The 25,972-nt window shown below is 49.0% G+C and carries 22 protein-coding genes; 19 read left to right on the forward strand and 3 right to left on the reverse strand.

The features are described from left to right. The first annotated feature begins 9 nt into the window (after nt 1-9). From flhA to ACMHXE_RS14280, 13 genes are all read left to right on the forward strand, one after another. Nucleotides 10-2,115, forward strand: a complete 2,106-nt coding sequence (flhA, locus tag ACMHXE_RS14220) for a flagellar biosynthesis protein FlhA (protein ID WP_101056075.1) — start codon at nt 10-12, stop codon at nt 2,113-2,115. A 6-nt stretch (nt 2,116-2,121) separates the two neighbouring features. Further along, nucleotides 2,122-3,498, forward strand: coding sequence for a flagellar biosynthesis protein FlhF (flhF, locus tag ACMHXE_RS14225; protein WP_101056076.1), 1,377 nt, complete (start codon nt 2,122-2,124; stop codon nt 3,496-3,498). Nucleotides 3,499-3,502: 4 nt separating this feature from the next. Continuing rightward, entirely contained in the window at nt 3,503-4,384 is an 882-nt protein-coding gene (locus ACMHXE_RS14230) for a MinD/ParA family protein (RefSeq protein ID WP_039035673.1), read from the forward strand. Beyond that, nucleotides 4,377-5,096: an RNA polymerase sigma factor FliA gene (locus ACMHXE_RS14235; protein ID WP_039035652.1), complete on the forward strand. Its 720-nt coding sequence runs from the start codon at nt 4,377-4,379 to the stop codon at nt 5,094-5,096. The genes ACMHXE_RS14230 and ACMHXE_RS14235 overlap by 8 nt, the downstream gene beginning before the upstream one ends. Before the next feature lie 47 nt (nt 5,097-5,143). Beyond that, nucleotides 5,144-5,527 carry a chemotaxis response regulator CheY gene (gene cheY, locus ACMHXE_RS14240; protein WP_025011074.1) on the forward strand — a complete coding sequence of 128 codons (384 nt, stop codon included), beginning with the start codon at nt 5,144-5,146 and terminating at the stop codon, nt 5,525-5,527. Between the two features lie 13 nt (nt 5,528-5,540). Beyond that, nucleotides 5,541-6,278, forward strand: a complete 738-nt coding sequence (locus tag ACMHXE_RS14245; RefSeq protein WP_039035653.1) for a protein phosphatase CheZ — start codon at nt 5,541-5,543, stop codon at nt 6,276-6,278. Nucleotides 6,279-6,293: 15 nt separating this feature from the next. Beyond that, complete coding sequence (locus ACMHXE_RS14250) at nt 6,294-8,591, forward strand: chemotaxis protein CheA (protein ID WP_286996838.1); 2,298 nt, start codon at nt 6,294-6,296, stop codon at nt 8,589-8,591. A 20-nt stretch (nt 8,592-8,611) separates the two neighbouring features. After that, nucleotides 8,612-9,760 carry a protein-glutamate methylesterase/protein-glutamine glutaminase gene (locus ACMHXE_RS14255; protein WP_413732594.1) on the forward strand — a complete coding sequence of 383 codons (1,149 nt, stop codon included), beginning with the start codon at nt 8,612-8,614 and terminating at the stop codon, nt 9,758-9,760. Next, the gene (locus tag ACMHXE_RS14260; protein WP_413732596.1) at nt 9,753-10,238 is read left to right on the forward strand and encodes a membrane anchored protein in chemotaxis locus; all 486 of its coding nucleotides are present in this window, start codon (nt 9,753-9,755) and stop codon (nt 10,236-10,238) included. Before ACMHXE_RS14255 ends, ACMHXE_RS14260 begins: the two co-directional genes overlap by 8 nt. 76 nt (nt 10,239-10,314) lie before the next feature. Continuing rightward, nucleotides 10,315-11,106, forward strand: coding sequence for a ParA family protein (locus tag ACMHXE_RS14265; RefSeq protein ID WP_101056081.1), 792 nt, complete (start codon nt 10,315-10,317; stop codon nt 11,104-11,106). Further along, nucleotides 11,090-12,025, forward strand: a complete 936-nt coding sequence (locus ACMHXE_RS14270; RefSeq protein WP_413732598.1) for a chemotaxis protein CheW — start codon at nt 11,090-11,092, stop codon at nt 12,023-12,025. Before ACMHXE_RS14265 ends, ACMHXE_RS14270 begins: the two co-directional genes overlap by 17 nt. 7 nt (nt 12,026-12,032) lie before the next feature. Continuing rightward, nucleotides 12,033-12,527 carry a chemotaxis protein CheW gene (locus ACMHXE_RS14275; protein WP_101056083.1) on the forward strand — a complete coding sequence of 165 codons (495 nt, stop codon included), beginning with the start codon at nt 12,033-12,035 and terminating at the stop codon, nt 12,525-12,527. Between the two features lie 33 nt (nt 12,528-12,560). Then, nucleotides 12,561-12,971, forward strand: coding sequence for a DUF2802 domain-containing protein (locus ACMHXE_RS14280; protein WP_101096111.1), 411 nt, complete (start codon nt 12,561-12,563; stop codon nt 12,969-12,971). Nucleotides 12,972-13,101: 130 nt separating this feature from the next. On the opposite strand, the gene ACMHXE_RS14285 is transcribed toward ACMHXE_RS14280, so the two are convergent. Next, entirely contained in the window at nt 13,102-13,425 is a 324-nt protein-coding gene (locus ACMHXE_RS14285; RefSeq protein WP_144361902.1) for an EscU/YscU/HrcU family type III secretion system export apparatus switch protein, read from the reverse strand. 9 nt (nt 13,426-13,434) lie between these two features. Continuing rightward, nucleotides 13,435-15,147, reverse strand: a complete 1,713-nt coding sequence (locus tag ACMHXE_RS14290) for a hypothetical protein (protein WP_413732599.1) — start codon at nt 15,145-15,147, stop codon at nt 13,435-13,437. Between the two features lie 303 nt (nt 15,148-15,450). Between ACMHXE_RS14290 and ACMHXE_RS14295 the strand changes: the two genes are divergently transcribed. After that, nucleotides 15,451-16,221: a VacJ family lipoprotein gene (locus tag ACMHXE_RS14295; protein WP_101056086.1), complete on the forward strand. Its 771-nt coding sequence runs from the start codon at nt 15,451-15,453 to the stop codon at nt 16,219-16,221. Nucleotides 16,222-16,298: 77 nt separating this feature from the next. After that, nucleotides 16,299-17,405, forward strand: coding sequence for a response regulator (locus ACMHXE_RS14300; RefSeq protein WP_101056087.1), 1,107 nt, complete (start codon nt 16,299-16,301; stop codon nt 17,403-17,405). Nucleotides 17,406-17,504: 99 nt separating this feature from the next. Here the strand turns inward: ACMHXE_RS14300 and ACMHXE_RS14305 are convergent, their stop codons facing one another. Further along, nucleotides 17,505-19,016 carry a peptide MFS transporter gene (locus ACMHXE_RS14305; protein ID WP_101056088.1) on the reverse strand — a complete coding sequence of 504 codons (1,512 nt, stop codon included), beginning with the start codon at nt 19,014-19,016 and terminating at the stop codon, nt 17,505-17,507. 432 nt (nt 19,017-19,448) lie between these two features. Between ACMHXE_RS14305 and rfaH the strand changes: the two genes are divergently transcribed. From rfaH to tviB, 4 genes are all read left to right on the forward strand, one after another. After that, a complete protein-coding gene (gene rfaH, locus ACMHXE_RS14310; protein ID WP_101056089.1) occupies nt 19,449-19,946 on the forward strand; it encodes a transcription/translation regulatory transformer protein RfaH in 498 nt (165 codons plus the stop codon). 758 nt (nt 19,947-20,704) lie between these two features. After that, nucleotides 20,705-23,443: an SLBB domain-containing protein gene (locus ACMHXE_RS14315; protein WP_413732601.1), complete on the forward strand. Its 2,739-nt coding sequence runs from the start codon at nt 20,705-20,707 to the stop codon at nt 23,441-23,443. An 82-nt stretch (nt 23,444-23,525) separates the two neighbouring features. Continuing rightward, the gene (locus ACMHXE_RS14320) at nt 23,526-24,497 is read left to right on the forward strand and encodes a Wzz/FepE/Etk N-terminal domain-containing protein (protein WP_413732602.1); all 972 of its coding nucleotides are present in this window, start codon (nt 23,526-23,528) and stop codon (nt 24,495-24,497) included. Between the two features lie 192 nt (nt 24,498-24,689). Continuing rightward, the gene (gene tviB / locus ACMHXE_RS14325) at nt 24,690-25,970 is read left to right on the forward strand and encodes a Vi polysaccharide biosynthesis UDP-N-acetylglucosamine C-6 dehydrogenase TviB (protein WP_413732604.1); all 1,281 of its coding nucleotides are present in this window, start codon (nt 24,690-24,692) and stop codon (nt 25,968-25,970) included. Nucleotides 25,971-25,972 lie beyond the last annotated feature (2 nt).

Here is a 25,972-nt window from a genome sequence, read left to right on the forward strand (position 1 = left end):
TAATAGTGAATGGATGTTAAAGCGACGCTCGGGCAACTGAGGCAAGTAAAACCGGCAAACTTCAAGGGCGTAGGCACGCCGCTTCTGGTGCTGGCGACATTGGCCATGATAGTTTTGCCTATGCCGGCCTTTCTGCTGGATATCCTGTTTTCCTTCAATATCGCTTTGGCGCTGGTGGTGCTCTTGGTGGCTGTTTATACCCAAAGGCCGCTGGATTTTGCCGCTTTCCCGACCGTTTTGCTGGTTGCCACTTTGCTCAGACTGGCGCTTAACGTCGCCTCTACCCGGGTGGTGTTGCTTGAAGGTCACAATGGTGGTGATGCCGCCGGTAAAGTGATTGAAGCCTTCGGCTCGGTGGTGATCGGCGGTAACTATGCCGTGGGTCTAGTGGTGTTCCTCATTCTGATTATCATCAACTTTGCCGTGGTGACCAAAGGTGCAGGGCGTATCTCTGAGGTAAGTGCTCGCTTTACCTTGGATGCTATGCCGGGTAAACAGATGGCGATTGATGCTGACCTCAATGCTGGGATCCTTAACCAGGAGCAGGCCAGGGTGCGCCGCGAAGAGGTGACCCGCGAGGCTGACTTCTACGGCTCTATGGATGGTGCCTCCAAGTTTGTTAAAGGGGACGCGATTGCCGGTATTTTGATCTTGGTGATCAATATTCTCGGTGGTTTCATCATAGGTATAGTCCAGCACGGGTTGAGTTTTTCCCAAGCGGTAGAGATTTACACCCTGCTGACCATAGGTGACGGCTTGGTAGCGCAGATCCCCGGGCTGCTGTTGTCGATAGCTGCGGCGCTGATGGTGACCCGCCAGAATGAGTCCGGCGATATGGGGCAGCAGGTCGTACAGCAGATGTTCGACAATCCCAAATCTTTGATGATCGCTTCGGCAGTGCTCTTTGTGATGGGAATAGTACCCGGCATGCCACATCTGGCATTTTTAACCTTTGCAGTACTGACCTCTGTGGGCGCTTTCTTTATCTATAAGCGCAATGAAAAGAACAAACAACAGGCGCTGGAGCTGGCCAAGAAAGGGCCGACCGAGAAAAGCCTTAGCGAACCCAAAGAACTTAGCTGGGATGATGTGCGTCATGTTGACACCATAGGTTTGGAGGTAGGTTATCGCCTTATTCCTTTGGTGGATAAAGGTCAGGGCGGCGAGCTTCTTGGCCGTATCAAAGGGGTTCGCAAGAAGTTGTCTCAGGAGCTGGGATTCCTGGTGCCGGCGGTGCATATCCGCGACAACCTGGACCTTTCCCCGAATGCCTATCGTATCTCCTTGATGGGGGTGGCCAGTGGTGAAGCCGAAGTGCGTCACGATTGCGAATTGGCAATCAACCCGGGCCAGGTATTTGGTAAGCTGGATGGCATAGAAACCAAAGATCCCGCCTTTGGTCTGGATGCGGTATGGATTGCACCCGAGCTCAGAGAACACGCCCAAACCCTGGGTTACACGGTTGTGGATGCCGCCACTGTGGTGGCCACTCATCTGAGCCAACTTTTGACCAACAACGCCTCCAAACTGCTGGGTTATGAAGAAGTGCAACAGTTGCTGGATATGCTGGCCAAGCATTCGCCCAAATTGGTCGATGGTTTTATTCCCGATGTGATGACCTTGGGGAATGTGGTTAAAGTGATGCAAAACTTGCTTAATGAAGGGGTGTCGATTCGGGATCTGCGTACCATAGTGCAAACTTTGCTTGAGTATGGGCCCAAAAGTAATGATACCGAGGTGTTGACCGCCGCCGTGCGTATTGCCCTCAAACGTATGATAGTGCAGGAGATAGCCGGTCCTGAGCCGGAAATCCCCGTCATAACTTTGGCGCCAGAATTGGAACAGATGTTGCATCAGTCAATGCAGGCGACAGGGGGCGAAGGTCCGAATATCGAGCCGGGACTGGCAGAGCGTATGCAACAGTCACTGGCAGGCGCAGCCCAGAAGCAGGAAATGGTTGGTCAGCCCGCCATATTGCTGACATCCGGCATGCTGCGTTCTACCCTGTCTCGTTTTGTTAAGCACACTATTCCCAATCTGCGGGTGATCTCTTATCAGGAGATCCCAGACGAGAAACAGATACGTATAGTGTCAGCCGTTGGCCAACAGGGGTAACCGAGAGTGAAGATTAAACGTTTTTTTGCCAAAGATATGCGCGCAGCCCTGGCTCAGGTGAAAGAGACTCTGGGCGCAGATGCCGTGATCATGTCCAATAAAAAGGTTACCGGCGGCATCGAAATAGTGGCAGCGGTTGATTATGACGACCCCAAGCCAGCAGCGGCACCAACCGCATCGCCTTTTATGGAATTGGGAGAGGATAAAGTCTCCCTCGGCGCTGGGCATGTACACACTAGCAGAAAAGCCAAACCAGAGCCTGTGGCCGACTCTTTGCAAGCTTTACTTGAGCGGCAACAGAGCCGTTTGAATGAACAGCTTGGGCAGCAAAGTAACGTCAAGGAACTCGAGATGCCGGCTTGGGCCCAAGGGCTTACTGAAGAGCACAAACCTGCACCACAGTTGCGGGAAAAGACACCGGAGCGGGTAAGCAAGGGCAACAGCGCCAAGCAACAGCAAGAGATGGAGGCCATGCGTGAAGAGCTGGCTTCGCTGCGCGGCTTGTTGACGCACCAGCTGTCCAGTCTAATGGCGGATCAGCGCAGCCGCACCGATCCCGTCGGCGCTATGCTGGAACGTAAATTATTGGAAGCTGAATTCTCCCCTGAAGTTGCCGAGCGTCTGGCATCGCTGAGTCAGCACTATCAAAGCGCTGAGCTTGGACATGCCTTGCCGCAAAGTCTGGCAAACCTGCTTGATAATCAGGGGGATGATTTAATGCGTCAGGGTGGAATTGTCGCCCTGGTCGGCCCTACAGGAGTCGGTAAAACCACGACATTGGCTAAACTGGCGGCCCGTTTTATTGCCCACCATGGCCCGGATTCCGTATTGTTGGTTACCATGGACCATTATCGCATCGGAGCCTTTGAGCAATTGGCAACTTATGGCAAAATAATGGGATGCCCGGTGAAGCAAGCTCATGACCTCAATGAGTTGGAGCAGATACTGTATCAGTTCCGCAGCCGGAAGCTGGTTTTGATAGATACCGCTGGTATGGGTCAAAGGGATATGCGCCTGTACCAACAACTGGATAATCTTGCCGCCAATACCCGTTTGCCTATTCGTAGCTATCTGGTGCTCTCGGCGACCGGCCAACGTCGGGTGCTTGAAGAGGCGGTAAGTCATTTCCAGCGAATTGATCTCGCGGGGGCGGTTTTAACTAAACTTGATGAGTCCGTCTCTTTGGGGGCCGCGTTGAGCGTGTTGATCCAAAGTGGATTATCATTAAGTTATATTACTGATGGTCAAAGGGTTCCTGAGGATATGCAGGTCGCCGATACCCTGACCTTGGCCAAGCAGGCATTGGCCATACTGAACAAGACTGAAGCAAGTCATTTTAATAATAAAGCCAGGTCAGAAGAGATGACCTATGCATTTGAGTAAAGCTATGACCCGGGACCAAGCGAGCGGTTTACGAATGATGAATCAACCAAATAACGAAAAAGTAAAAGTAATTGCCGTGACCGGAGGCAAGGGGGGCGTGGGTAAAACCAGTGTCTCCATCAATACTGCGGTTGCTCTGGCAGAAAAAGGCAAACGTGTCCTGGTTTTGGATGCTGACTTAGGGTTGGCTAATGTGGATGTGATGCTCGGCCTACGCGCCGAACGCAATTTGTCCCATGTGCTATCGGGAGAGTCTGAACTTGATGATATTATCGTTCGTGGCCCAAAAGGAATAGGCATTATTCCTGCCACCTCGGGCACCCAGGCCATGGTCGAACTGACTGCGGCACAGCACGCCGGGCTTATCCGCGCCTTCAGCGAAATGAAAACCCAGTTTGATATCTTGGTAGTCGATACGGCCGCCGGGATCTCGGATATGGTACTCAGCTTCTCTCGTGCATCACAGGATGTACTCGTGGTTGTCTGTGATGAACCCACCTCTATTACCGATGCTTATGCGCTGATTAAGATACTCAGTCGTGAGCATGGTGTGTTCCGCTTCAAAATTGTCGCAAATATGGTACGGAGTTTGCGGGAAGGGATGGAGTTATTTGCTAAGCTCAGTAAAGTAACAGACAGATTTTTGGATGTGGCACTTGAACTTGTGGCAACTATCCCGTTCGACGAGAATCTGCGTAAGTCGGTGCGGAAACAGAAACTGATAGTGGAAGCTTATCCCAAGTCTCCGGCCAGTATTGCTTATCATGGACTGGCAAACAAGATTATGAGCTGGCCTATACCTCAGCAACCTGGGGGGCATCTCGAGTTTTTTGTTGAGCGCTTGGTTCAAAGGACAGATTACCGAGAGGATGGTACGAGTGAATAAAGCGGCTGCATACGCAGGTTTAAACGATAAGACACAGATCGTTGAGCATTATGCACCGCTGGTAAAACGAATAGCCCATCATCTGCTTGCCCGTCTGCCTGCATCGGTTCAACTCGATGACCTGCTGCAGGCCGGCATGATGGGATTGCTGGAAGCTTCATCCAAGTTTGATGGCAGCAAAGGCGCCAAATTTGAGACCTTTGCCGGGATCCGCATCCGTGGCGCCATGATAGATGAGATACGCCGTGGCGACTGGGTTCCGCGCTCGGTTCATCGCAATAACCGGCGAGTCGCTCAGGTGATGGATGAGCTTGAACAGGAGTTGGGGCGGGATGCCCGTGATAGTGAAATTGCCGAGCGATTGGAGATGTCGTTGGATGAATATCATCATATTCTCAATGATGTTTCTACCGGTAAAATCATAGGAATAGAAGATTTGGGGGTAGCGCCCGATGTGTTGATGTCGGAAGATATGCCGGCAGATGACACTTTTGAGGGCCTGGCTCAAAGCCAATTCCAATCAGCCTTAACCGATGCCATTAAGCGCTTGCCAGAGCGCGATGCCTTGGTTTTGTCGCTGTATTATGACGAAGCACTGAATTTAAAAGAGATTGGTGTCATTCTTGAGGTAAGTGAGTCCCGGGTGAGCCAGATCCATAGTCAGGCCATGCTGAGGCTGAAAGCCAAACTCAAGCATTGGACACAAGCGTAATTAATGATTGAGCAACTTATAAGTATGTCAGCTCACCGGAGGAAACCTTGGACAAGAATATGAAGATTCTTATCGTTGACGACTTTTCAACGATGAGACGGATCATTAAGAACTTGTTGCGAGACCTGGGGTTCAATAACACCCAGGAAGCAGACGATGGTTCAACAGCTCTGCCTATGCTGCAAAAGGGCGACTTTGACTTCGTCGTGACCGACTGGAATATGCCTGGGATGCAGGGAATCGATCTGCTCAAGGCGATTCGCGCCGACGAGCATCTCAAACATATCCCTGTGTTAATGGTAACTGCCGAAGCCAAACGTGAACAGATTATTGCGGCGGCTCAGGCCGGCGTGAATGGTTATGTTGTTAAGCCTTTTACCGCGGCTACGTTGAAAGAGAAATTGGATAAGATTTTCGAACGGCTCGGTTGAGTGGGGTGATGCAATGAAAGCAGAGACATCCGGGCTGGTGACTTTGGAGCAGGCACAGGAATTGGTTGCCCTGCTCAGTCAGGGAGAGCAGGACAAGGCCGACGAATTGCTGCGGGAACTGGCGGCTCCCCTGCAAAGGGATCTGTTCGAAGAAGTCGGTAAGTTGACCCGCCAGTTGCACAACGCCTTAGTGGATTTTCAGGTAGATAGCCGCCTTATTGAGCTTGCCAACACTGATATCCCAGACGCCAAAGAACGCCTTACCTATGTCATTGATATGACAGAGCAAGCAGCCAACAAAACTATGGACGCAGTCGAAGAATGCTTGCCTTTGTCGGATGCTCTGAGTACCAATCTGCAAAATGTCAAACCCGCCTGGGATAAGCTGATGCGCCGTGATTTGGCCTTGCATGAGTTCAAGGGCCTGTGTCATGACGTACAACACTTTATGCAACAGAGTGAAGCCGATGCTTGTCGGCTGCGGGAATTACTGAATCAGATACTGATGGCTCAGGATTTTCAGGATTTGACCGGACAGATGATCCGTCGGGTCATAGAACTGGTGCGGGAAGTGGAAAACAGCTTGGTTTCTTTGCTGACCGTGTTCGGTGAGCAGCCGCTGGATGATCTCTGTGGCGCTGAGGATAAGAGCATAGAGGCAGAAGGTCCCATACTGAACGCAGAGCAACGCGAAGACGTGGTGAATGGTCAGGATGAAGTCGATGATCTGCTATCAAGTCTGGGTTTCTAATTAGGAGTCAATTTAATGGCCTTTGATGTTGATGAAGAGATACTCCAGGATTTTTTGATTGAAGCTGGCGAGATCCTTGAGCTGTTGCAGGAACAGCTGGTATCTCTGGAAAATAATCCGGAAGATACAGATTTGCTCAACGCCATCTTCAGGGGATTTCACACGGTCAAAGGCGGTGCAGGATTCCTCGGGTTAGGGCCCATGGTGGATGTCTGCCACGAGGCAGAAAACACCTTCGATTTATTGCGTACCGGTAAGCGCAGTGTCAACTCCGAGTTGATGGATATCATACTGCAAGCGTTGGACACGATTAACACCATGTTCAACCAAACCCAGTCCGGTCAGGAGCAGGAAGCTGCAGATGAAGTGTTATTGGCGAAACTTAAGCTGCTTAGCTCAGGTGCGCCTTTGCCTTCAGAACAGGCTCAGGCGGAAACGCCTGCCGCAGTTGAAACCGGCGATGAGAGTGTTGATGAGTTATTTGATGGCATGCTTGATAGCGCCGCGGTGGAGCTGTTTGAGGAGCCAACTTCACAATCCCCCGAGACATCGAACCAAAGCGGTGCAGCCAGTATAGATGAAATCGATGAAGCCGAGTTTGAAGCCTTGCTGGATGCCTTGCATGGTTCAGGCAAGGGACCTTCTGCCGGTAGTACTCCGGCCCCGAGTAGTGATGCTACCAACTCCAGCGACAGCGCCTCTGTAAGTTCTTCTTCGGATGACATCACTGACGATGAATTTGAACGACTGCTCGATGAGTTGCATGGTAAGGGGCAGTTTGCCGCGGCGCCTGCAGCTAACAGCGCAGTCGTTGAGGAAGCCGCATCTGCCAGTGTCGATGCCGATGAAATCTCCGATGATGAGTTTGAAAAGCTCCTCGATGAGTTACATGGCAAAGGCGCCGGTCCAGGGGCTAAAGCCAGTGGTTCAGAGCCTGCTGTATCCCAACCCTCGGCATCTCAAGCTTCTACATCTCAAGTAGCCCAGTCCAAAGCGCCTGCAGCGGCTACACAAAAGGTCACAGCTGCAACTGCCAAAGTCGAGGCTCCTAAAGCCGCCGCCAAACCTCAGGCCAAGTCTCCAGCTGTTGCTAAAGAGGCTACACCTGCCAAGGCTGCAGCCAGCGTGCCGCAGGGGGAAACCACAGTTCGGGTTGATACGGCTCGTCTGGATGAGATCATGAATATGGTCGGTGAGCTGGTATTGGTGCGTAATCGCCTGGTCAGTCTTGGGATATCCCGTGAAGACGAGGAGATGTCCAAGGCGCTGGCCAATCTGGACCTAGTGACTTCCGATCTGCAGGGTGCTGTGATGAAGACCCGGATGCAGCCGATTAAGAAAGTATTCGGTCGTTTCCCTCGGGTGGTTCGCGATTTGGCCCGCAGCCTCAATAAAGAGATAGATCTGCGGATGATAGGTGAAGACACGGATCTGGATAAGAACCTGGTCGAAGCCCTTGCTGACCCTCTGGTGCACCTGGTGCGTAATTCAGTGGATCATGGTATTGAAATGCCTGATGTACGTGAGGCCAATGGTAAACCCAGAACCGGGGTGATTACCCTGGCAGCCAGCCAGGAAGGTGATCATATTCTGCTTAAAATTGAGGATGACGGCGCCGGTATGGATGCTGGAAAACTCAAAGAGATTGCTATTAGTCGTGGCGTGCTGGATGAAGACAGCGCTGCCCGTATGTCCGATCAGGAAGCCTATAACCTGATTTTCGCCCCCGGCTTCTCGACCAAGGTAGAGATTTCTGATATTTCCGGCCGTGGGGTGGGGATGGATGTGGTTAAGACCCGTATCACCCAACTTAACGGCTCTGTACATATCGATTCAGCCAAAGGTAAAGGCACCCGTCTGGAGATTAAGGTACCCTTGACCTTGGCGATTATGCCCACTCTGATGGTGGAAGTTGCCAAGCAAGTGTTTGCCTTGCCGCTCTCCAGTGTGAATGAAATTTTCCATCTGGATCTGACCAAGACCAATATAGTGGATGGACAACTGACGGTAATTGTCAGGGAAAAAGCGGTGCCGCTGTTCTATCTCGAACGTTGGCTTAGCCGTAAACCCATGAGCTTCCAACATGGTGACAAGAAGCATGGCCATGTGGTTATAGTGCAGCTTGGCACTATGCAGATAGGCTTTGTGGTGGATGCCCTGATAGGTCAGGAAGAGGTGGTGATTAAACCGCTGGGCTCCATGTTGCACGGTACGCCGGGGATGGCGGGGGCCACTATAACATCGGACGGCGGTATTGCGCTGATCCTCGATGTACCAGGATTATTGAAGCACTACGCCAAGTCCAAGCGTTGAAGTGCTGTATAAGGATTTAAATGACCATTAAAGTTTTGGTTGTCGATGATTCGAGCTTCTTTCGACGACGAGTCAGCGAAATAGTCAATCAGGATCCTGAGCTTGAAGTGATAGGAATGGCCAATAACGGTGCCGAAGCCGTTAAGCTGGCCGCTGAGCTCAAGCCTCAGGTAATCACCATGGATATTGAAATGCCGATAATGGACGGAATAACCGCCGTGCGGCAGATAATGGCCACTCATCCGACACCTATCCTGATGTTCTCCTCTTTAACCCATGATGGCGCCAAGGCGACCCTGGATGCGCTGGACGCCGGGGCTTTGGATTTTCTACCCAAGCGTTTTGAAGATATTGCCACCAACAAGGATGAAGCGATTCGTTTGCTGCAGCAAAGGGTCAAGGCGTTGGGACGCAGGCGGATATTTCGCCCCATAGTTCGGCCGAACGTAACATCTACGCCTGCTGGTTCGTCAAACCGACCAGCAGCGTCAAGCAGTTTGCAGCGCCAGAGCTCTACAGCAGCAAGTATCGCTGCCAATCGCCAATTGCAGAGACGCAATACGGGGGCGGCGCCTGCAAGAGCCAGCGGCAAGCAATATAAATTGCTGGTGATAGGCACTTCCACCGGTGGGCCTGTGGCATTACAGCGAATATTGACCCAGTTCCCGGCGGACTATCCACATCCCATTTTATTGGTGCAGCATATGCCGGCAGCTTTTACACCGGCCTTTGCCAGCAGGCTTAATGGTTTGTGCAAGATAGAAGTCAAAGAAGCTGTCAACGGTGACATGCTCAGGCCCGGTTGCGCTTATCTTGCGCCCGGCGGCATGCAAATGATGCTGGAGCGTTCAGGGGCCTCAGGCCGGATTAAAATTCTCGCCGGCAATGAAGACATGAATTACAAGCCCTGTGTCGATATCACTTTTGCTTCGGCTTCCAAGGCGTTTGGTGGTGATGTTTTGGCGGTTATCCTGACGGGAATGGGCGCCGATGGCCGTGAAGGGGCGCGCATGCTCAAAGGTGTTGGCGCTACCATCTGGGCCCAGGATGAAGCTTCCTGTGTTGTTTATGGTATGCCGCAGGCAGTGACAACCGCCGGTATCTCCAGCCAGTCCATTTCGCTGGATAATATGGCTGAAGCGATATTGCGAGAGTCGGCTCGTGGCTGATAACGAAACGCGCATACTGGGATACCGGTTGGCGCTGTTTTTATGTTTGGTTGCCCTGTTGGTTGTGGCTGCACTTTACTGGGATTTGCGACAAAAGAACCAGCAACTGAGTGAGGAAGTCACCCAGCTTGAGTCGTCCCAAGTGCTCTTGATGGTGCCGGATGAACAGGCGGCGATTATTGCCGATTGGATGAGCCGTCATCCGCAGCAGACTGCATCCTTATTGGATGTGATTAGACCTAAGGTGGCATCGGGGGCAGAGACGGCAGCGGATGTATCGCCTCAAGTGCAAGCTCCCCGGGCTGCAGCGACCGCAGAGAACCCTGAAAAAATAACGGTTCAAGGCACTGCTGTAACGCCAGCGCCCCAAGCTGAGACTGAAGATGCCAGGGTGACGGAGTTGGAAAATGGCGTAAAAGTAATACGTTTACCTCACGGTGGGATCCGGGTCACTACCCGTGAAGAGGGTAATGAGTAGCCGTACAAGACAAGAACGACAATAATAGTGGCTCGTTTCACGAGTTGGCCGACAAGGCGAGAATAAGGGGCAGAAAGTGAAGGTCTGGACCATTGCAAACCAAAAAGGCGGAGTGGGCAAAACCACAACAGTAGCCAGTTTGGCGGGCACGCTGGCCAAGCGTGGTCAGCGGGTTCTGATGATAGACACAGATCCCCATGCTTCGCTGGGTTACTATTTGGGCATAGATTCGGAAGAGGTGCCCGGCTCATTATATGACCTGTTTCTGGCTCATAAGCAGCTTGACACCTCTTTGGTAAAGCAGCATGCGGTTCCCACCTCGGTTGAGGGAGTCGATCTTTTGGCGGCAACTATGGCGTTGGCCACTTTGGATCGCGCCCTTGGTCACCAGGAAGGCATGGGGCTGGTGCTGCGTAATATTCTCAAGTCGGTTGAGGATGACTATGATGTCGCCTTGGTCGACTGTCCTCCTGTGCTGGGGGTATTGATGGTCAATGCTCTGGCAGCCAGCCAACATATAGTGATCCCGGTTCAGACCGAGTTTTTGGCGATTAAAGGCCTGGATAGAATGATCAAAACTATGGAGCTGATGGGGCGCTCGAAGAAGATCCGCTACAGTTACTCCATAGTGCCAACCATGTATGACAGACGCACCAAGGCTTCGCCCGCAGCTTTGCAGCATCTCGGCGAGGTATACGGCGATACCTTATGGCCGGATGTGATCCCTGTGGATACCAAGTTTCGCGACGCCAGTTTGGCCCACCTGCCGGCGTCCCACTATGCCCCCAACACGCGGGGGGTGAAGGCCTACGAGCGTTTGCTCGATTATCTGCTGGCGGGGGAGTTTAATCATGTCAAAATCGGTTGATGAGACTGTTTTTGATTATTTCAACCTGTTGCTGACTGAGTCTGACCCGGCAGCCCAAACGACACCCACTGGGTTAAGGGATAATACTGCTGCGCCAATAGAGGCTGAGCCCAAGATGACGGTCATTTCCCGGCCTGATACAAGTGCCGAGCAATATCCGGCAGCGCAGAAGACGCCGACACTTAACCGCAATGCGCTGGAGCAGTTGTTGGCGCCAGTGTTTAAAGAGGCGGTTGCTGAGACGAAAGCGGCTGAAGTGGCTACAGAAACGCCGTTGAAAACGGTTAATAAGCTTGAACCGCAGGTGGAAGCTATTGCCGGACAGTTGAATGTTCAAACTGATGCCGCCGTGAGCGAACAGGCTCAGCTCCAAGAGCTAACAGAGCCTGAGCGACAGGAAGTGGTGCAATTGGAGACGCAAGTCGGCGCACCGGCAGTGCCTCTAGAACCGCTTAAGGATCAACTGGAAGACGAGTTTCAAGTATTGTTCTTTAAAGTGGCGGGACTGACATTGGCGGTGCCGCTGATAAGTCTGGGCGGTATCGTCAGAATAGAGCGTATTAATCATATTTTTGGACGCCCAAGCTGGTTTATGGGGGTTCAGGGCTACCGGGATTCACAACTGAATATCGTTGATACCTGTGCCTGGGTTATGCCGGAAAAATACGACGATAAACTGGCGCAATCCGTAAATTATCAATATCTTGTAGTATTGGAAAACAGTAATTGGGGTTTGGCTTGTGAGTCTTTGGTCAATGCGGTCAAAATTGACAAGTCGCAGGTCAACTGGCGAGGCAGTCAAGGTAAACGCCCCTGGTTGGCCGGAGTAGTGAAAGAACAAATGTGTGGCATTTTACATGTGCAGGCATTGATTGAAATGCTCAATGCCGGGTTAGGTTGTCAGGATCCGATAGACTGAGGTAAATATGACTGATTCAAGAAATGTAGCAGCGGTATCTGCAAGCAAGGACGATGCCGTTCTCCAGTGGGTAACCTTCAGGCTGGATAACGAAACCTATGGCATCAACGTGATGCAGGTTCAGGAAGTATTGCGTTATACCGAAATTGCCCCGGTTCCGGGGGCTCCTCACTATGTATTGGGGATCATCAATCTGCGCGGTAATGTGGTGACTGTTATTGATACCCGCTCGCGTTTTGGCTTACCTTCCTCAGAAGTGGACGACTCTACCCGAATCGTAATTATCGAAGCGGAAAAGCAGGTGATAGGTATTTTGGTCGACAGTGTGGCTGAAGTGGTTTATCTGCGCCGTTCTGAAATCGATAACGCGCCGAATGTGGGTACCGAAGAGAGTGCCAAGTTTATTCAGGGCGTCAGCAACCGTGGTGATGAGCTATTGATCTTGGTCGACTTGGACAAGCTGCTTTCAGATGATGAATGGGCCGAGTTGGCACAGATCTGATAGGCCTTGGTGGAAAAGGAGTTTTAACCCATGATGGGCGATGGTTTCTTGATCGCTGCGCTGGTATATGTCATTGCCTGTCTCGGACTGGTGCTGTACCTGCAAAAACAAAGCAACAAGCTCAGGAACAAGGTTGAGGCGTTAACTGTCCTGGTCAAGGAAAGCGACCGACAAAGAGAGTCCTTCAAGCGGGAGCTGCAGGAGCTGCGTAGCGGTACCATAGGCGTTGGCCGTCGGGTGTTGGAGCTTGAAAAACGTCTCGCGCAGCAAAATGCTCGTCTGGATGAGTCAATGCAGCAGGACCCTCAGGCCAAGCTATACAGCCGGGCAATGAAAATGGTGCAACTGGGAGCCGGTGTCGATGAGCTGATCCGTGAGTGTGAGCTACCCAAAGCGGAAGCTGAACTCTTAATTCGCTTGCATGGCAAGACAGCCCGGGCCTGATAATCAACCAAATAAAAAGAGCGCATCTTGGATGCGCTCTTTTTATTTCTATCGTAATGAAAACGAATGAATCCCCTTCAAGGTGTTGCAGCTTTCAAGGTAACCCTTTGCCTGTGTTAGCTCTCTTTCTTTAGGCCTTGTCGACAATTCTTTGATGCAGGTTATTCCACTGCTCGGGAAACTTGCCATCCAGCATATAGACAAAAGCGATCAGCTCAGCGATCAGTTGATAGAGTTCCTTGGGGATCTCTTGTCCTAACTCCAGCATTTGCAGAAAATCACTTAAGTAAGGATCTTGATGGATATGAATACCCGCCTCTTTTGCCAAAGCGATAATCTCTTCAGCCAGCAGATCTTGCCCTTTGGCGGTGATTTTGGGCGCAGTTTTGCCATCATAACTCAGGGCCACCGCCTGACGAGGTTTGTTTGGCTTGTCGTTTGAATCTTCGGACATGGTCTTTCCTCAGGCCTTCAGTTGTACCAGGTAATGATCGCCGGGCAACAGGGACGCGGGTACAGGGGCAACGTGGGCGTTCAATTCATTGGGAGTGAGTCCTAACTGAAGCAACTTTTGCGACAGTGGTTGCAGGAAATTACTGACTCTATTGATCAGGGTTTGGGTGCTGCCGATAAACTGCAGGTCGACCTTGGTATCCTTCACTTGCGCTTTAATGAGCAAGGAGCCCATTCCCAGGTTAAACTTGAGCTGCAACTGCCAGGCTTTGTCTTTGTCCGTGTCCTGATCCGACTCTTGATGCTCGAACTTGCCTTCCAGTTGCTCATTTCTTTGGTTGAGATAGTAGGGCAGCATAAAATACCAGCATTGACCGCCGTTATCTGTATTGGCCTGTTGATAGAGTGCTACCGCTTGAGACATTTGTTGTAGGGCGTCCAGTGTACCTTGCTTTTCCAGCGAGGCCAGTTGGTAATTTTGCAGACCGGATTGACTTTGCAACCCTTCTAAATATTGCCTCAAACGCTGAGGTACACTGAGGTTTTGATTGCCGGCCCTGATGCCAAGCAACAGCTGAAACAAGGTGGTAATGGCACCGGCTTGTGTCAGCGTTTGCGACGGTGCTTGTTGGTGGGTTAGTTGTAATCCAGTGAGGCCCAGTAGTTCAGCTCTCAGCAAAGAGGGCTCGGTCAGTTCACTCAGGGGGACAGGCGATAACGCCGGTAGCTGCTTGAGTAGCTCTGTCGCCTGGTTGTATTTGACTTCAAGAGCCATCGCCTCGGCCCTCGGCATGGCTCCGGCTTTGTTAAAGGCGCGCTGAAGAAAGTTGAGTTCGGGCGTTTTCGGCGCCTCTGATGTTACTTTATCGGATCTTGTCCTAGTCGTTGGTTTTTCCGTTGGGGCGGTTGGTTTTTCTGCTGTAGTCGTCCTTGCCAACTGTTGTAAAGCCTGAAGTGAAGCTTTGTCTGTCCTTGGTAAAACAGCCGCTCTTGACTCAACCAAGCTTATTTTATCAAGTGTTTGCTGTGTCAAAGGTAATGCAGCTGTCGATACCTTACTGCCAGGCGCCGTTATTGAATTGGTTTTGGAGTCAATACTCGCTCGGGTCTCTGAGTTTATTTGCGGCGCTTGAGCTTTGGGTTGTTGCTCCAGAAGTTTGATTAACCTGGCATAGGTTTGGGCGAGTTCCGGCTTGGTTATCAGACGCTCATTTGCCACATCGGTCGTTGTTGTTGACAAAGCAGGGGCCGGCGATAGCTTCACATCCAGTCTTGCGTTAATAGGGCTTAATTCCAGCTGCAGCCCTTGATTGTTGCTGATGACCTTGGCGACATATTCTCCTGCCGGTAGTTGTAACTGCGCCGGAAAGGCTATGCTGGTACCGTTGGCAAAGCGCATATCAGCCTGAGAAACAGTTAACATGGGTAGCGGGTAGCCTTGTGGTCTGGCTGCCAACTGTTGCAGTACGGTTTGGCTGATGCCATTTTTGGCTGCCAGCTGCATCAGTGCATCCGGCAGCTTTATCTGTACTTCATTCGCCAGCCACAGCAATTGCACCGGCCTGCCTTGAATAATCTCCCCTAAGGGACGGGTCAGCTCCAGCAGGGCAGTATTGGACTGATATATAAGTGCTTTAGCTTGTGTGTTGGCCTGAGGTTCGACGAACTGCAATTGGTACTGAATATTTTGCAACTCTAATCTGAGCTCGCTACCTAAATCCACTACAGTTACCGGTAACAGCGGAATAGACACGTTTGTTTGAGAGGAAGGCCCTGGCCCTGAAGGCGGGATTGTACCTTTGATTGGATCCATTGTTGCAAACCCCACTCCTCTAGTTGATTTCTTGATGGGCAATCGTAAATTTAAATTTGATCTATTTCCTCAGCGAAGTATCCTTATCCGTCCGAATCGGCATTGGTAGAAGGTTGATTGTCGCACTGGATAATCTTGTTATCGGCGCATAGTAATCAAAGCTTTAACAGTTTTTCGGTTTGACTACAGTGGTACTTATACAAAGAGAGTGATATGAAGTTTAAATGGATTCTGATGCTTGCGGCTGCCCTGGGGGTTCATTCGGCAGTGGCTGCAGAAAGCGGTGAAGGAAAGAATACACAGGACGTACGCATCAGCTACAGTGACCCGCGGGATCCTATCGAAGGGTTCAACCGAGCCATGTGGGACTTCAACTACCTTTATCTGGATAGGTATCTCTATCGTCCAGTTGCTCATGGTTATAACGATTATCTGCCCATTCCGGTTAAATCAGGCATTAATAACTTTGTTCTTAACCTGGAAGAGCCCCACAGTCTGGTAAACAACACGCTGCAAGGCAAGTGGGGCTGGGCCTTGAATGCCGGAGGCCGTTTTACCGTTAACTCAACCGTGGGGTTGCTCGGCCTGATTGACGTCGCCGATATGATGGGAATGCCCCGTAAACAGGACGACTTCAACGAAGTGCTGGGTTACTACGGTGTACCTAACGGGCCTTACTTTATGGCACCATTCTTCGGTCCTTATATCACCCGTGAACTCGCTTCAGATTGGGTGGATGGTCTATACTTTCCTTTGTCAGAATTAACTATGTGGCAGTCAGTGATCAAGTGGGGGCTGAAGAATCTCCACGCACGCTCAGTTGCCATAGATCAAGAAAGATTAGTAGACAACGCGCTCGATCCATACACTTTCGTTAAAGACGCTTACATACAGCACATGGACTATAAGGTGTACGACGGCAATGTGCCTTCGAATGAGGACGAAGACGAGTTGCTAGATGAATATATGCAGGAACTGGAGTAACCCACCCTCTGCTTCTCTACCCGCAGGAGGTTAAAGGTTACTCGTTACCGGCGATTGATACCTGCGGGGATTTAACCATGGCGCTGAACAGTCTCAATGTACTGCTGGTTGAGGATGACCCTGTTTTTCGCAATATTGTTGCCGCCTTTTTGAGTGGACGGGGCGCCAATGTTGTTGAAGCCGAGGACGGTGAGCAAGGGCTGCAGAGTTTCAAAAGCCAGAAATATGATGTGGTGGTAGCCGATCTTTCCATGCCTCGAATGGGGGGCTTGGAAATGCTCAAGGCGATGTCGCGCATTAACCCCGCTATTCCTTCCATTGTGATCTCCGGAAATCAGGTTATGGCCGATGTAGTCGAGGCTCTGCGGATAGGTGCCTGCGATTACTTGGTTAAGCCAGTATCCGATCTTTACAGTATCGAGCACGCTATTAATCAATGCCTGACATCTGTGGATCAGGAGCACGCTGCTGTTAATCGGGACGTGGAAGAACTCTCTTTTATGGAGCTGAATGAAAACTTGGCTTTGCTTGAGCAAAATGCAGAAGCAGCCAGATGCGTGCAGCAACAGCTATTCCCCGCGAGTCATATTGAATATCCCAAGGCCAGATTGGATTACAGTCTGTTCAAGCACGAACAGGTAAGTCCTTACTTTATCGATTCTGCCATGGTTGGTAACCATCATTTAATTATGTATATGGCGCACTTTCATCCGGAGGATAATCGCGCTGCTTTTGCCAGTGTGTTGATGCGGAGTTTTGTTAACCAGAAGCTTAAACTTAATCGCACCGGTGTCAGTTCTGTGGTGATAGAACCCTTCAATATGTTGAGTTATCTGAATGATCGTTTGGTCAAATCAGGCTTGGACCTTTATTGCGATATGATTTACGTGGCAATAGAACTTGATAGTTACCGGGCAGCCATTGCTCAGGCGGGCAGGGGACTGAGGTGTTACATACGTAACCAAGATGGCATTACGCCACTGGCGCTGGCGGATTCGCTGCAGTTGGGACTACTTGAGTGGGGTAAGCCAACAACTCAATTTCGAAGCTTAATGCCCGCAGAGCAGCTTTGTGTTGTTTCCAGTGAGGCAGAACATAGACAGCTGCTGCAACAAAACAGATTCCTGGGGCTGAATTTTAACCCCAAGATCCCCCAGGGGGGCTTTGTGCAACTGTCGTTGTAACGCTTCATAATGACCAAGCCAAGGTGGCAAGTCATTAAATTGCAAAAGATAAAAAAGGCTGCATACTGCAGCCTTTTTTATTCGGTAACCGAATGATTATTAGCGTTTTATCGCTTCATGCTCACCTGTTACGGCAATTTCTTGCTCCAAAGCTTCTTCTTCGGAGTGATCGTGAATTTTGCTTTCTGCGCCGTGCATCCAATCGACCAGTTTATCGGCCATAAAGTAGAGGAGCACGCCTGAAATGGCTGCCGTGATGGCAATGCCGGAGAAGATAGACATGGCATTGGCCAGCTGTTCTTCTTTCTCGCCGCCGTGACCGATAAAGGAACCTACATAGCCTGCGGTTAAGTTAGCAATAAAAATAAAGCAGAACCAAAAGCCCATCAGCAGTGACATGATACGCAGAGGGGCCAACTTAGTGACCATAGACAAACCGATAGGGGAAAGGCAAAGCTCACCCATGGTATGGAAGAAGTAGGCACCAACCAACCACCACATACTGGACTTGGCAGAGGCGTCGCCACCCATCTCCAGTACTGCACCTATCATAAACAGGAAGCCAATAGCCAAAAGTATCAGGCCGAGAGCAAATTTAACCGGTGAGTTGGGTTCTTTATTTCCAAGACGGATCCAGATAGAAGCGATCACGGGGGCAAAAACCACGATAAAAATGGCGTTCAGTGACTGGAAGTAAGTTGTCGGCACTTCCCAATTACCAATAAAGCGGTCGGTGAACTCATTGGTGAACAGATTCATCAAGCCACCGGCCTGCTCAAAACCCGCCCAGAAGATGATGGTAAACAGACCCATCACCATGATCACTTTAATGCGATCACGTTCAACTTTAGTCAGGGGTTCTTTTCTTACTTCACCGCGCTCGGCAGCACGTTGTTTTTCAATTTTTGCTGCTGGAACTGTACCTATATCACCCAAGAGTTTTTGGGCAAAAAGGAACTGAATAAGCAGAGAGATCAGCATACCGACACCGGCACAGAAGAAACCGGCTTGCCAGTTGTTAACTGTCACTTCAACGCCATCGATAATTTCTTTATGGCCAAAGTTAGTATAGGCCCAGGCGACAACAAAGCCGGACAGGGCGGCACCCAAGTTAATACCCATGTAGAAGATGGTAAAGGCGCCGTCGCGGCGGTGATCGCCTTCTTCATATAGGTCACCTACCATGGTCGAAATGTTAGGCTTAAATAGGCCGTTACCTACAATCAGGGTACCAAGACCGGCATAAAAGACTATGGTCTCCATCCCGGGCACCCAACTATGGGGGGCTGCCAAAGTGAATTGGCCTATCGCCATCAAGGCACCACCGATATAAATCGCTTTCCGCTGGCCAAGAACATTGTCGGCCAACCATCCACCTAAAAGTGGTGTCAGATAGACCAAGCCGGTAAACCAAGCGTAGAGTTTCAAAGCGTCTGCTTGAGTCCAGCCTAACCCCCCCGCGCCTTGGGTTCTTACTTGGTCAACAAGATAAAGTACCAGAATGGCACGCATCGCATAGTAACTGAATCGTTCCCAAAGCTCTGTTGTGAACAGCAGGAACAATCCCTTGGGATGTCCGAGCACAGTCCCCTGAGGTTTTGCTAAGCTCATGAAGTCTTCCACCTTAAAATTGTTAATTGGCCGTGTGACAAAAGTCGACACATAAAGCGATTGTATTTATCCCAGCTGTTTTGCCGTTAACATCACACTGTTTTGTAAAGTGTTATGGGCATGTCTTTTAATGCGCTGTGATTGAGGCTTTGGTTTTCTGTATTGTAATTTGTTCATCAAAAGCAACAAAGCTCACCTTATATACTCTGGATCCAGTTACAAAGTCAATTTCAGGGCCGGGAAGCGGCGGCTTTATGAGCAATACATGCCTTTATGTGGTCAGACCTGTTCGGTTTGTAACCGTAATTTCAATTAGACCAAAGTGGGGGGAGAGGGAAACCTGAAATTCACTTTCAATTGTAAACTTATGTCTGATATGATTGCCCGCTGTGATAGGACGTCACCCGACAGAAACCAAGTAGTGAGAACACCATGAAGGCCTGGTACCTTTTGTACTGTAAACCTCGCAGTGAAGTGAGGGCTCAACAGAATCTGATGCTCCAAGAGCTTGAGACCTATTTGCCGATGGTGCGGCTTGAAAAGAAAGAGAAAAACAAAACTGTCGTTCAAAAGCAACCTCTGTTTCCCAACTACCTATTCATCAAGTTTGATCCTGAACTGACCAGTGTGCGTCAGATCCGCTCTACTCGCGGTGTTGCCAATTTGGTTAACTGCCGTGAGAAACTGCTGCCAATTGATGAGCAACTGATCAATCAGCTCAAACAACGTGAATTAGCTACGCCCTTGATCACAGAAAAGCCCCTGCAATCCGGTGATAAAATACAGTTTACCGAAGGGCCATTTACTGATTTTGATGGCATATTTGCTGAAAAATGCGGCGATACTCGCTGTAAAGTATTGTTTACTTTCCTTGGTCAGCACAAGAGCATAATAGTGGACCAAAAGGCAATTAAAGCAGCGTGTGCGTAATTGCCTGCTGCCCGTGTAGGACATTTCCCATTGTTACAAAGCTCAACATTTGCGAACTATGAATAAATTTGCATTTTTTGCCAAAAAAATCAATATCTTATATTTTTCATTTTTGCAAAAATAGTCTGACTGTAACTTGGTGGTTGAATTATTGCTCAGCTTAACAAGGGCTGGGTGTTTTTTGAACTGTATCACTTGGGGGGTTGGGATATAATCCCCCGGCAAAGTAAGACCTGGTACAGGAAATGAATGTTACCTTAAAGACTTTGGGTAGCATTTTTTTAACGCTTTAAAAAATATAGTTTTTGCATCGCAAAGGGCAAGCTGGAGGCCGCAATCCATGGGCGGTAGCGTGTCTGAAGGACAAGAATATGAATAGTTTCATATTCTTAGTGGACGCCGAAGCTCTCTGAGCGCCACGCGGAACGGTAGCGTGTCTGAAGGACAAGAATATGAATAGTTTCATATTCTTAGTGGACGCCGAAGCTCTCTGGGCGCCACGCGGAACGCTAACCCTGTGATGGTGCGAAAACCTGTATAACTCAATGGGTTTGATGTTTATGGCTAAACGCTATTATCAGGTTCAGAGAAGTTAAACCGGAAACTGTTCAGTTTCCGCCATTTAAAAAATCAGCAAGTAAGAGGCGTTGGTCTCAAATGGAATCCGGGTTGAAGCGCTTATGGCGTTAAACGCGGTTGTTGCATTGCTGAAAGGTTCATTTGATTTTTAGTGCTATTCACCATTACGGAGACAACTGGTGTTACAGAAAACCAAAAAACTCATCATAGCGGGTATCGGCGCTTTGGCTTTGCTTGGCTCGCAAGCTCAAGCTGTTACGCCATCACCTCAAATGATCGAACAATTCAAAAATTTGCCTCGCGCTGAACAGGAAAGGTTAGCCAAGCAGTATGGAATAGATCCTTCCATATTGAGTGGAGGCAATAACATCAGTCAGAAACCGGTTAATCCGCAAGTTGTTTATCCAAGAGAAAAAAAGGATAACAGCGCTAATGGGGGCGAAAAGCCAACTTTAGACTTTACGGTTGAAGCAACAGACAAGAGTGCTCTCAAGCGTTTTGGTTACTCCTTGTTTGCCGGTGAACCCAGCACTTTTGCTCCGGTTTCCGATGTGCCTGTCCCCAGTGAGTATCTGATGGGGCCAGGGGATACCCTGATGGTGCAACTTTTCGGTAAAACCAATAGAGAGTTCTCACTTACCGTTAATCGCGATGGCACTGTACAGTTCCCTGAACTCGGCCCTATCAGTATTGCCGGTTTAAGTTTTGCCGAAGCCAAAGATACCCTTAAAAAACGCATCAAACACCAGATGATAGGCATAGAGTCCAATATCACTATGGGTGAACTGCGCTCTATTCGTATCTTTGTGGCCGGTGATGCCTACAAACCGGGTTCTTACACTGTATCCAGTCTGTCAACCATGACTCAGGCGCTGTTTGTCTCCGGCGGCGTTAATGAAATAGGTTCGCTGCGTAAGGTACAGCTGAAGCGTGGCGGCAAATTGGTCGGTACTCTGGATCTTTATGACTTATTGATGCGCGGTGATGCCTCCGGCGATCTGAGATTGCAATCCGGAGATGTAGTGTTTATTCCTCCTGTGGGTGGGCTGGTCAGTGTGGCCGGCGAAGTGCGTCGCCCCGCTATCTATGAGCTGAAAGGCGGTGAAACCTTTGGGGATGTGGTGAATATGGCCGCCGGTGTTAAGCCGGGTTCCTATCCAAAGGCCAGTGTGGTCGAACGTTACAATGACCAAGGCCTTAAATCTTTGCTCACAGTTGACCTCACTTCAGCCAAAGGTCAAAAAACAGTGGCCAAGGCGGGCGATGTGGTTAGGGTTAAGGGAACCTCAGGGCAATATGATAATGCCGTGACTCTGGTTGGCGCTGTTGTTCGGCCTGGAAAGTACCAATGGCATCAAGGTTTGAGGGTGAATGATATTCTCAAATCCATTTGGTCTGATTTACAAATATCCGCCGATTTGGATTATGCAATTTTGCTTCGTGAGGTGGATGACTATGGCAACATAGAGGTTTACCAATTTGCACCCGGAAAGGCGATTGTTAATCAGGACGCCAAGGAAAACCTGGTACTGCAACCAAGAGATAAGCTGGTTGTTTTCAACTTCAGTGACGATAGCCTTAACCGATATGAGCTGAATAAGCTGGTCAAGCAAAGAGTGGCCAAGGTGACTTCGCTTTCGGGGAACTCACTGATAGGAAATGATCTGTTCAAGGCCGGTTTCAACCTGCTGCAAAGTAAAACTTTGCATAAGCGCAATGCTGTTGGTGGGGTAGTGGTTGATGACAGCGATGCAACAAGTGATGAACAGGCCGTTGTAATCTCAGAAGTCAGTAAGATGTTATTGAACCTGTTTGATGACACTGACTTAATCAAATATAGCTACATGATGAATCGTAGCGAACTCTTGTACCCGGTTATTAGTAAACTCAACGCCCAGGCACGCGCCGGTGACAGTGTAAAAATTGTTGCCGTTGGTGGCCAGGTTCGTCACGAAGGTATGTACCCGCTGACGGTTAATGCTTCTGTCAGCGCTTTGATTGAAGCAGCCGGGGGCTTGAAAGAAGGCGCCTACACAGCCAGGGCTGAGTTGACCCGCACTGTTACCAATGCCGGCGGTTCATCCATAGAGCATAAAACCGTGGACTTAACCAGTGCGCTTCAGGGGAACAAAACCGCTGATTTGCCACTGGAAGGGCGCGATATCCTCACAGTGATGACCACCCCTGATTGGCAGGAACATCAAACCGTAGAAATACGCGGCGAAGTTAAGTTCCCGGGTATTTACAATATCCGCCGCGGTGAAACGCTGCAGGATGTGATCCAACGGGCCGGTGGCTTTACCGAGTTTGCTTATCTCCCTTCTGCGGTATTTGTGCGGGAATCGGTGCGTAAGCAGGAGCAGATGGAAATCAAAAAGCTGGCCGACCAACTGCGGCGGGATATCGCCACCAGAGGGGTTTCCAAGGACGGCAACTTAGTTAACTATGCCGATGCTCAATTGATGCTGAAAGATTTGGAAAGCATTCAGGCCGTCGGCCGTTTGGTGGTGGATTTGCCAGCTATCTCAGTGGGGATATCCCAAGCAAATATCCAGATGGAAGATCAAGATATTCTCTATGTGCCATCAACCAAACAGACCATAGCAGTTATGGGCGAAGTACAACATGCATCGACCCATAGGTATAAAGAAGGTATTACTCTTGACCAATATCTTGATATGTCCGGTGGTGCCCGTAAGCGTGCTGATGAAGACAGAACTTACGTAATTAAGGCCGATGGCTCGGTAATGATGCCTAAACGCTCCATGTGGTTCAGCAGTGAAGATAATCTGCAACCCGGGGACACCATCATAGTTCCATTGGATACAGAGTATAAGGATAACCTGACACTCTGGAGCCAGGTAACCCAAATCATTTACAACACCGCGGTGGCAGTAGCAAGCATTTCCGGGTTGTAATCTCAAATAAATGGCTTTGTTCCAGGGGGCGTTAAGCCGCTCTGGAGCAAAGTCAAAATAATTTATTACTAGATAAAAAAATATGACATCAAATATTACCCCTCAGCATCATCCTGACGCGCAGTTTGCGGCGAATGCGCTAAGAGATGATGAAATCGATCTTCGTGAACTTTTCAGCGTAATTTGGCAAGGTAAATGGCTTATTGCGGGTATCACCCTGGTGTTTGCCGTCGTCTCTGTGGTTATCGCGCTAATGCTACCGAATATCTATAAATCGGAAGCATTATTGGCCCCGGCGTCGGAAGAGCAGGGCGCAGGAGCGCTTGCGGGACTTGCCTCCCAGTTTGGTGGCCTTGCCAGTATGGCGGGGATTAACTTAGGTGGCAAAGGTGGCACTGATAAGACGCAACTGGCGATTGAAGTACTCAAATCAAGGCAGTTTATCGGCGACTTTATTGAAAAACACCAAATATTGCCTGAGCTAATGGCTGTCGATAAGTGGGACATGGCCGACAACAGTTTGTCATTTGTTCCTGAAATGTATAACCAACAAAGCAATACTTGGGTGCGTGAGGTTAAGCCCCCATTTCAGCCAAAACCTTCCTTACAGGAGGCTCATAAAGAGTTTTTAGAAATTTTTTCTGTTAATAAAGATAAAGATACAGGGATGGTTAAAATCACGATAGAGCATAAATCTCCTTTTGTTGCCAAACAATGGTTAGATTGGTTAGTTTCAGATATCAACCTAACCATGAAAGAGCGGGATGTTGCAGAGGCTAACCGAAGCATGGATTTTTTAAATAAACAGATTGAACTCACTAATGTCGCCGACATTCGAAGTATTCTATATAAACTGGTAGAAGAACAAGCTAAAACCATAATGTTCGCCGAAGTGCGGGATGAATATGTGTTTAAAACAATTGACCCAGCCTTTGTTCCCGAAGAAAAGGCCAAGCCAAAGCGTGCATTAATTTGCGTACTAGGAACTATGCTAGGCGGTATGTTGGCCGTGATGATGGTTCTTGTCAGGCATTTTGTTAAAAAAGAAAGTTAAAAAAAGAAATTTTAAGGGCCTATTGGGACCGTTTTTGAAAATAACGTAAAACCTAGGCTCTACAAGGGATAACGAAAATTCGATTGTCTCAAAATGGACGAACAGTGGCTCAGTTAGGTTTAAAAGGCTGAGACGAAAATGTGATTTTAGTTTTATAAATTTTAAGTATTTGGTCAAGTTGGAACTCGATATATGAACAGCAGTTTTGAAAATTTAAACATTGGTATTATTGGTTTAGGGTATGTTGGTTTACCTTTAGCGGTCGAATTTGGTAAGCAATATAATACTATTGGTTTTGACATCAACGAACCTAGAGTAAGAGAGTTAAGTTCAGGCAAAGATTCAACGTTAGAATGCACCTCTGCAGAACTGTCTGAAGCACATTTGTTGAAGTACACCTCACATCTAGAAGACATTAAAGACTGCAACTTTTATATTGTAACCGTTCCTACTCCTATAGATAGTAGTAATGCACCAGATTTGACACCGTTGAAAAAGGCTTCTGAAGCTCTAGGTAAGGTCATTTCTATAAATGATATAGTTGTTTTTGAGTCAACAGTTTATCCGGGGGCAACTGAAGAAGTATGTCTACCGATTATTGAACGAGTCTCAGGCTTGAAGTTCAATCAAGACTTTTTTGCTGGATATAGTCCAGAGCGTATTAATCCAGGTGATAAAGTCAATCGTTTAACAACAATTGTCAAAATCACGTCAGGCTCAACACCAGAAGTTGCTGACTTTGTCGATTCTGTTTATTGTTCAGTTGTGACGGCTGGTACGCATAAAGCTTCATCTATCAAAGTGGCCGAAGCTGCTAAAGTCATCGAAAATACGCAGCGTGACTTAAATATTGCCATTATTAACGAGTTTGCCAAAATTTTTAATCGGCTAGATATTGATACAGAGGAAGTACTAAAGGCTGCTGGTACTAAATGGAACTTCTTACATTTCAAACCAGGTTTAGTTGGCGGGCATTGTATCAGTGTTGACCCTTACTACCTTACTCACAAAGCCAAAGAAGTGGGGTATATGCCCGAGGTGATTTTGGCCGGTCGTCGCATAAATGACGGTATGGGAAGTTATGTCGCAACTCAAATGGTGAAGAAGCTTGCGAGCAAGAAAATTCATATTGATGAAGCAAATGTGCTTGTGATGGGAATTACGTTCAAAGGTGACTGTCCTGACGTACGAAATACCAAGGTTATTGAGATCATTAAAGAGCTTCAAAGTTTTAATATCAATGTAGATGTTTATGACACATGGGCTGACCCAGCGGAAGTAAAGCATGAGTATGGCATTGAGCTAATAAGCGAACTAAAAGAAAGCAATTATGATGGAATAATCCTAGCTGTAGATCATAGTGAGTTGAAAGAGATGGGAATCGAGAAAGTGAGAGCACTCGGTAAACAAAATCATGTTGTTTACGATGTGAAATATGTATTTCCTCTCGATGCTGCCGATATCCGTTTATAAGG

The organism is Shewanella sp. BJSY2023SW007, from assembly GCF_047314525.1.
GTDB classification, from domain to species: Bacteria; Pseudomonadota; Gammaproteobacteria; order Enterobacterales; family Shewanellaceae; genus Shewanella; species Shewanella chilikensis.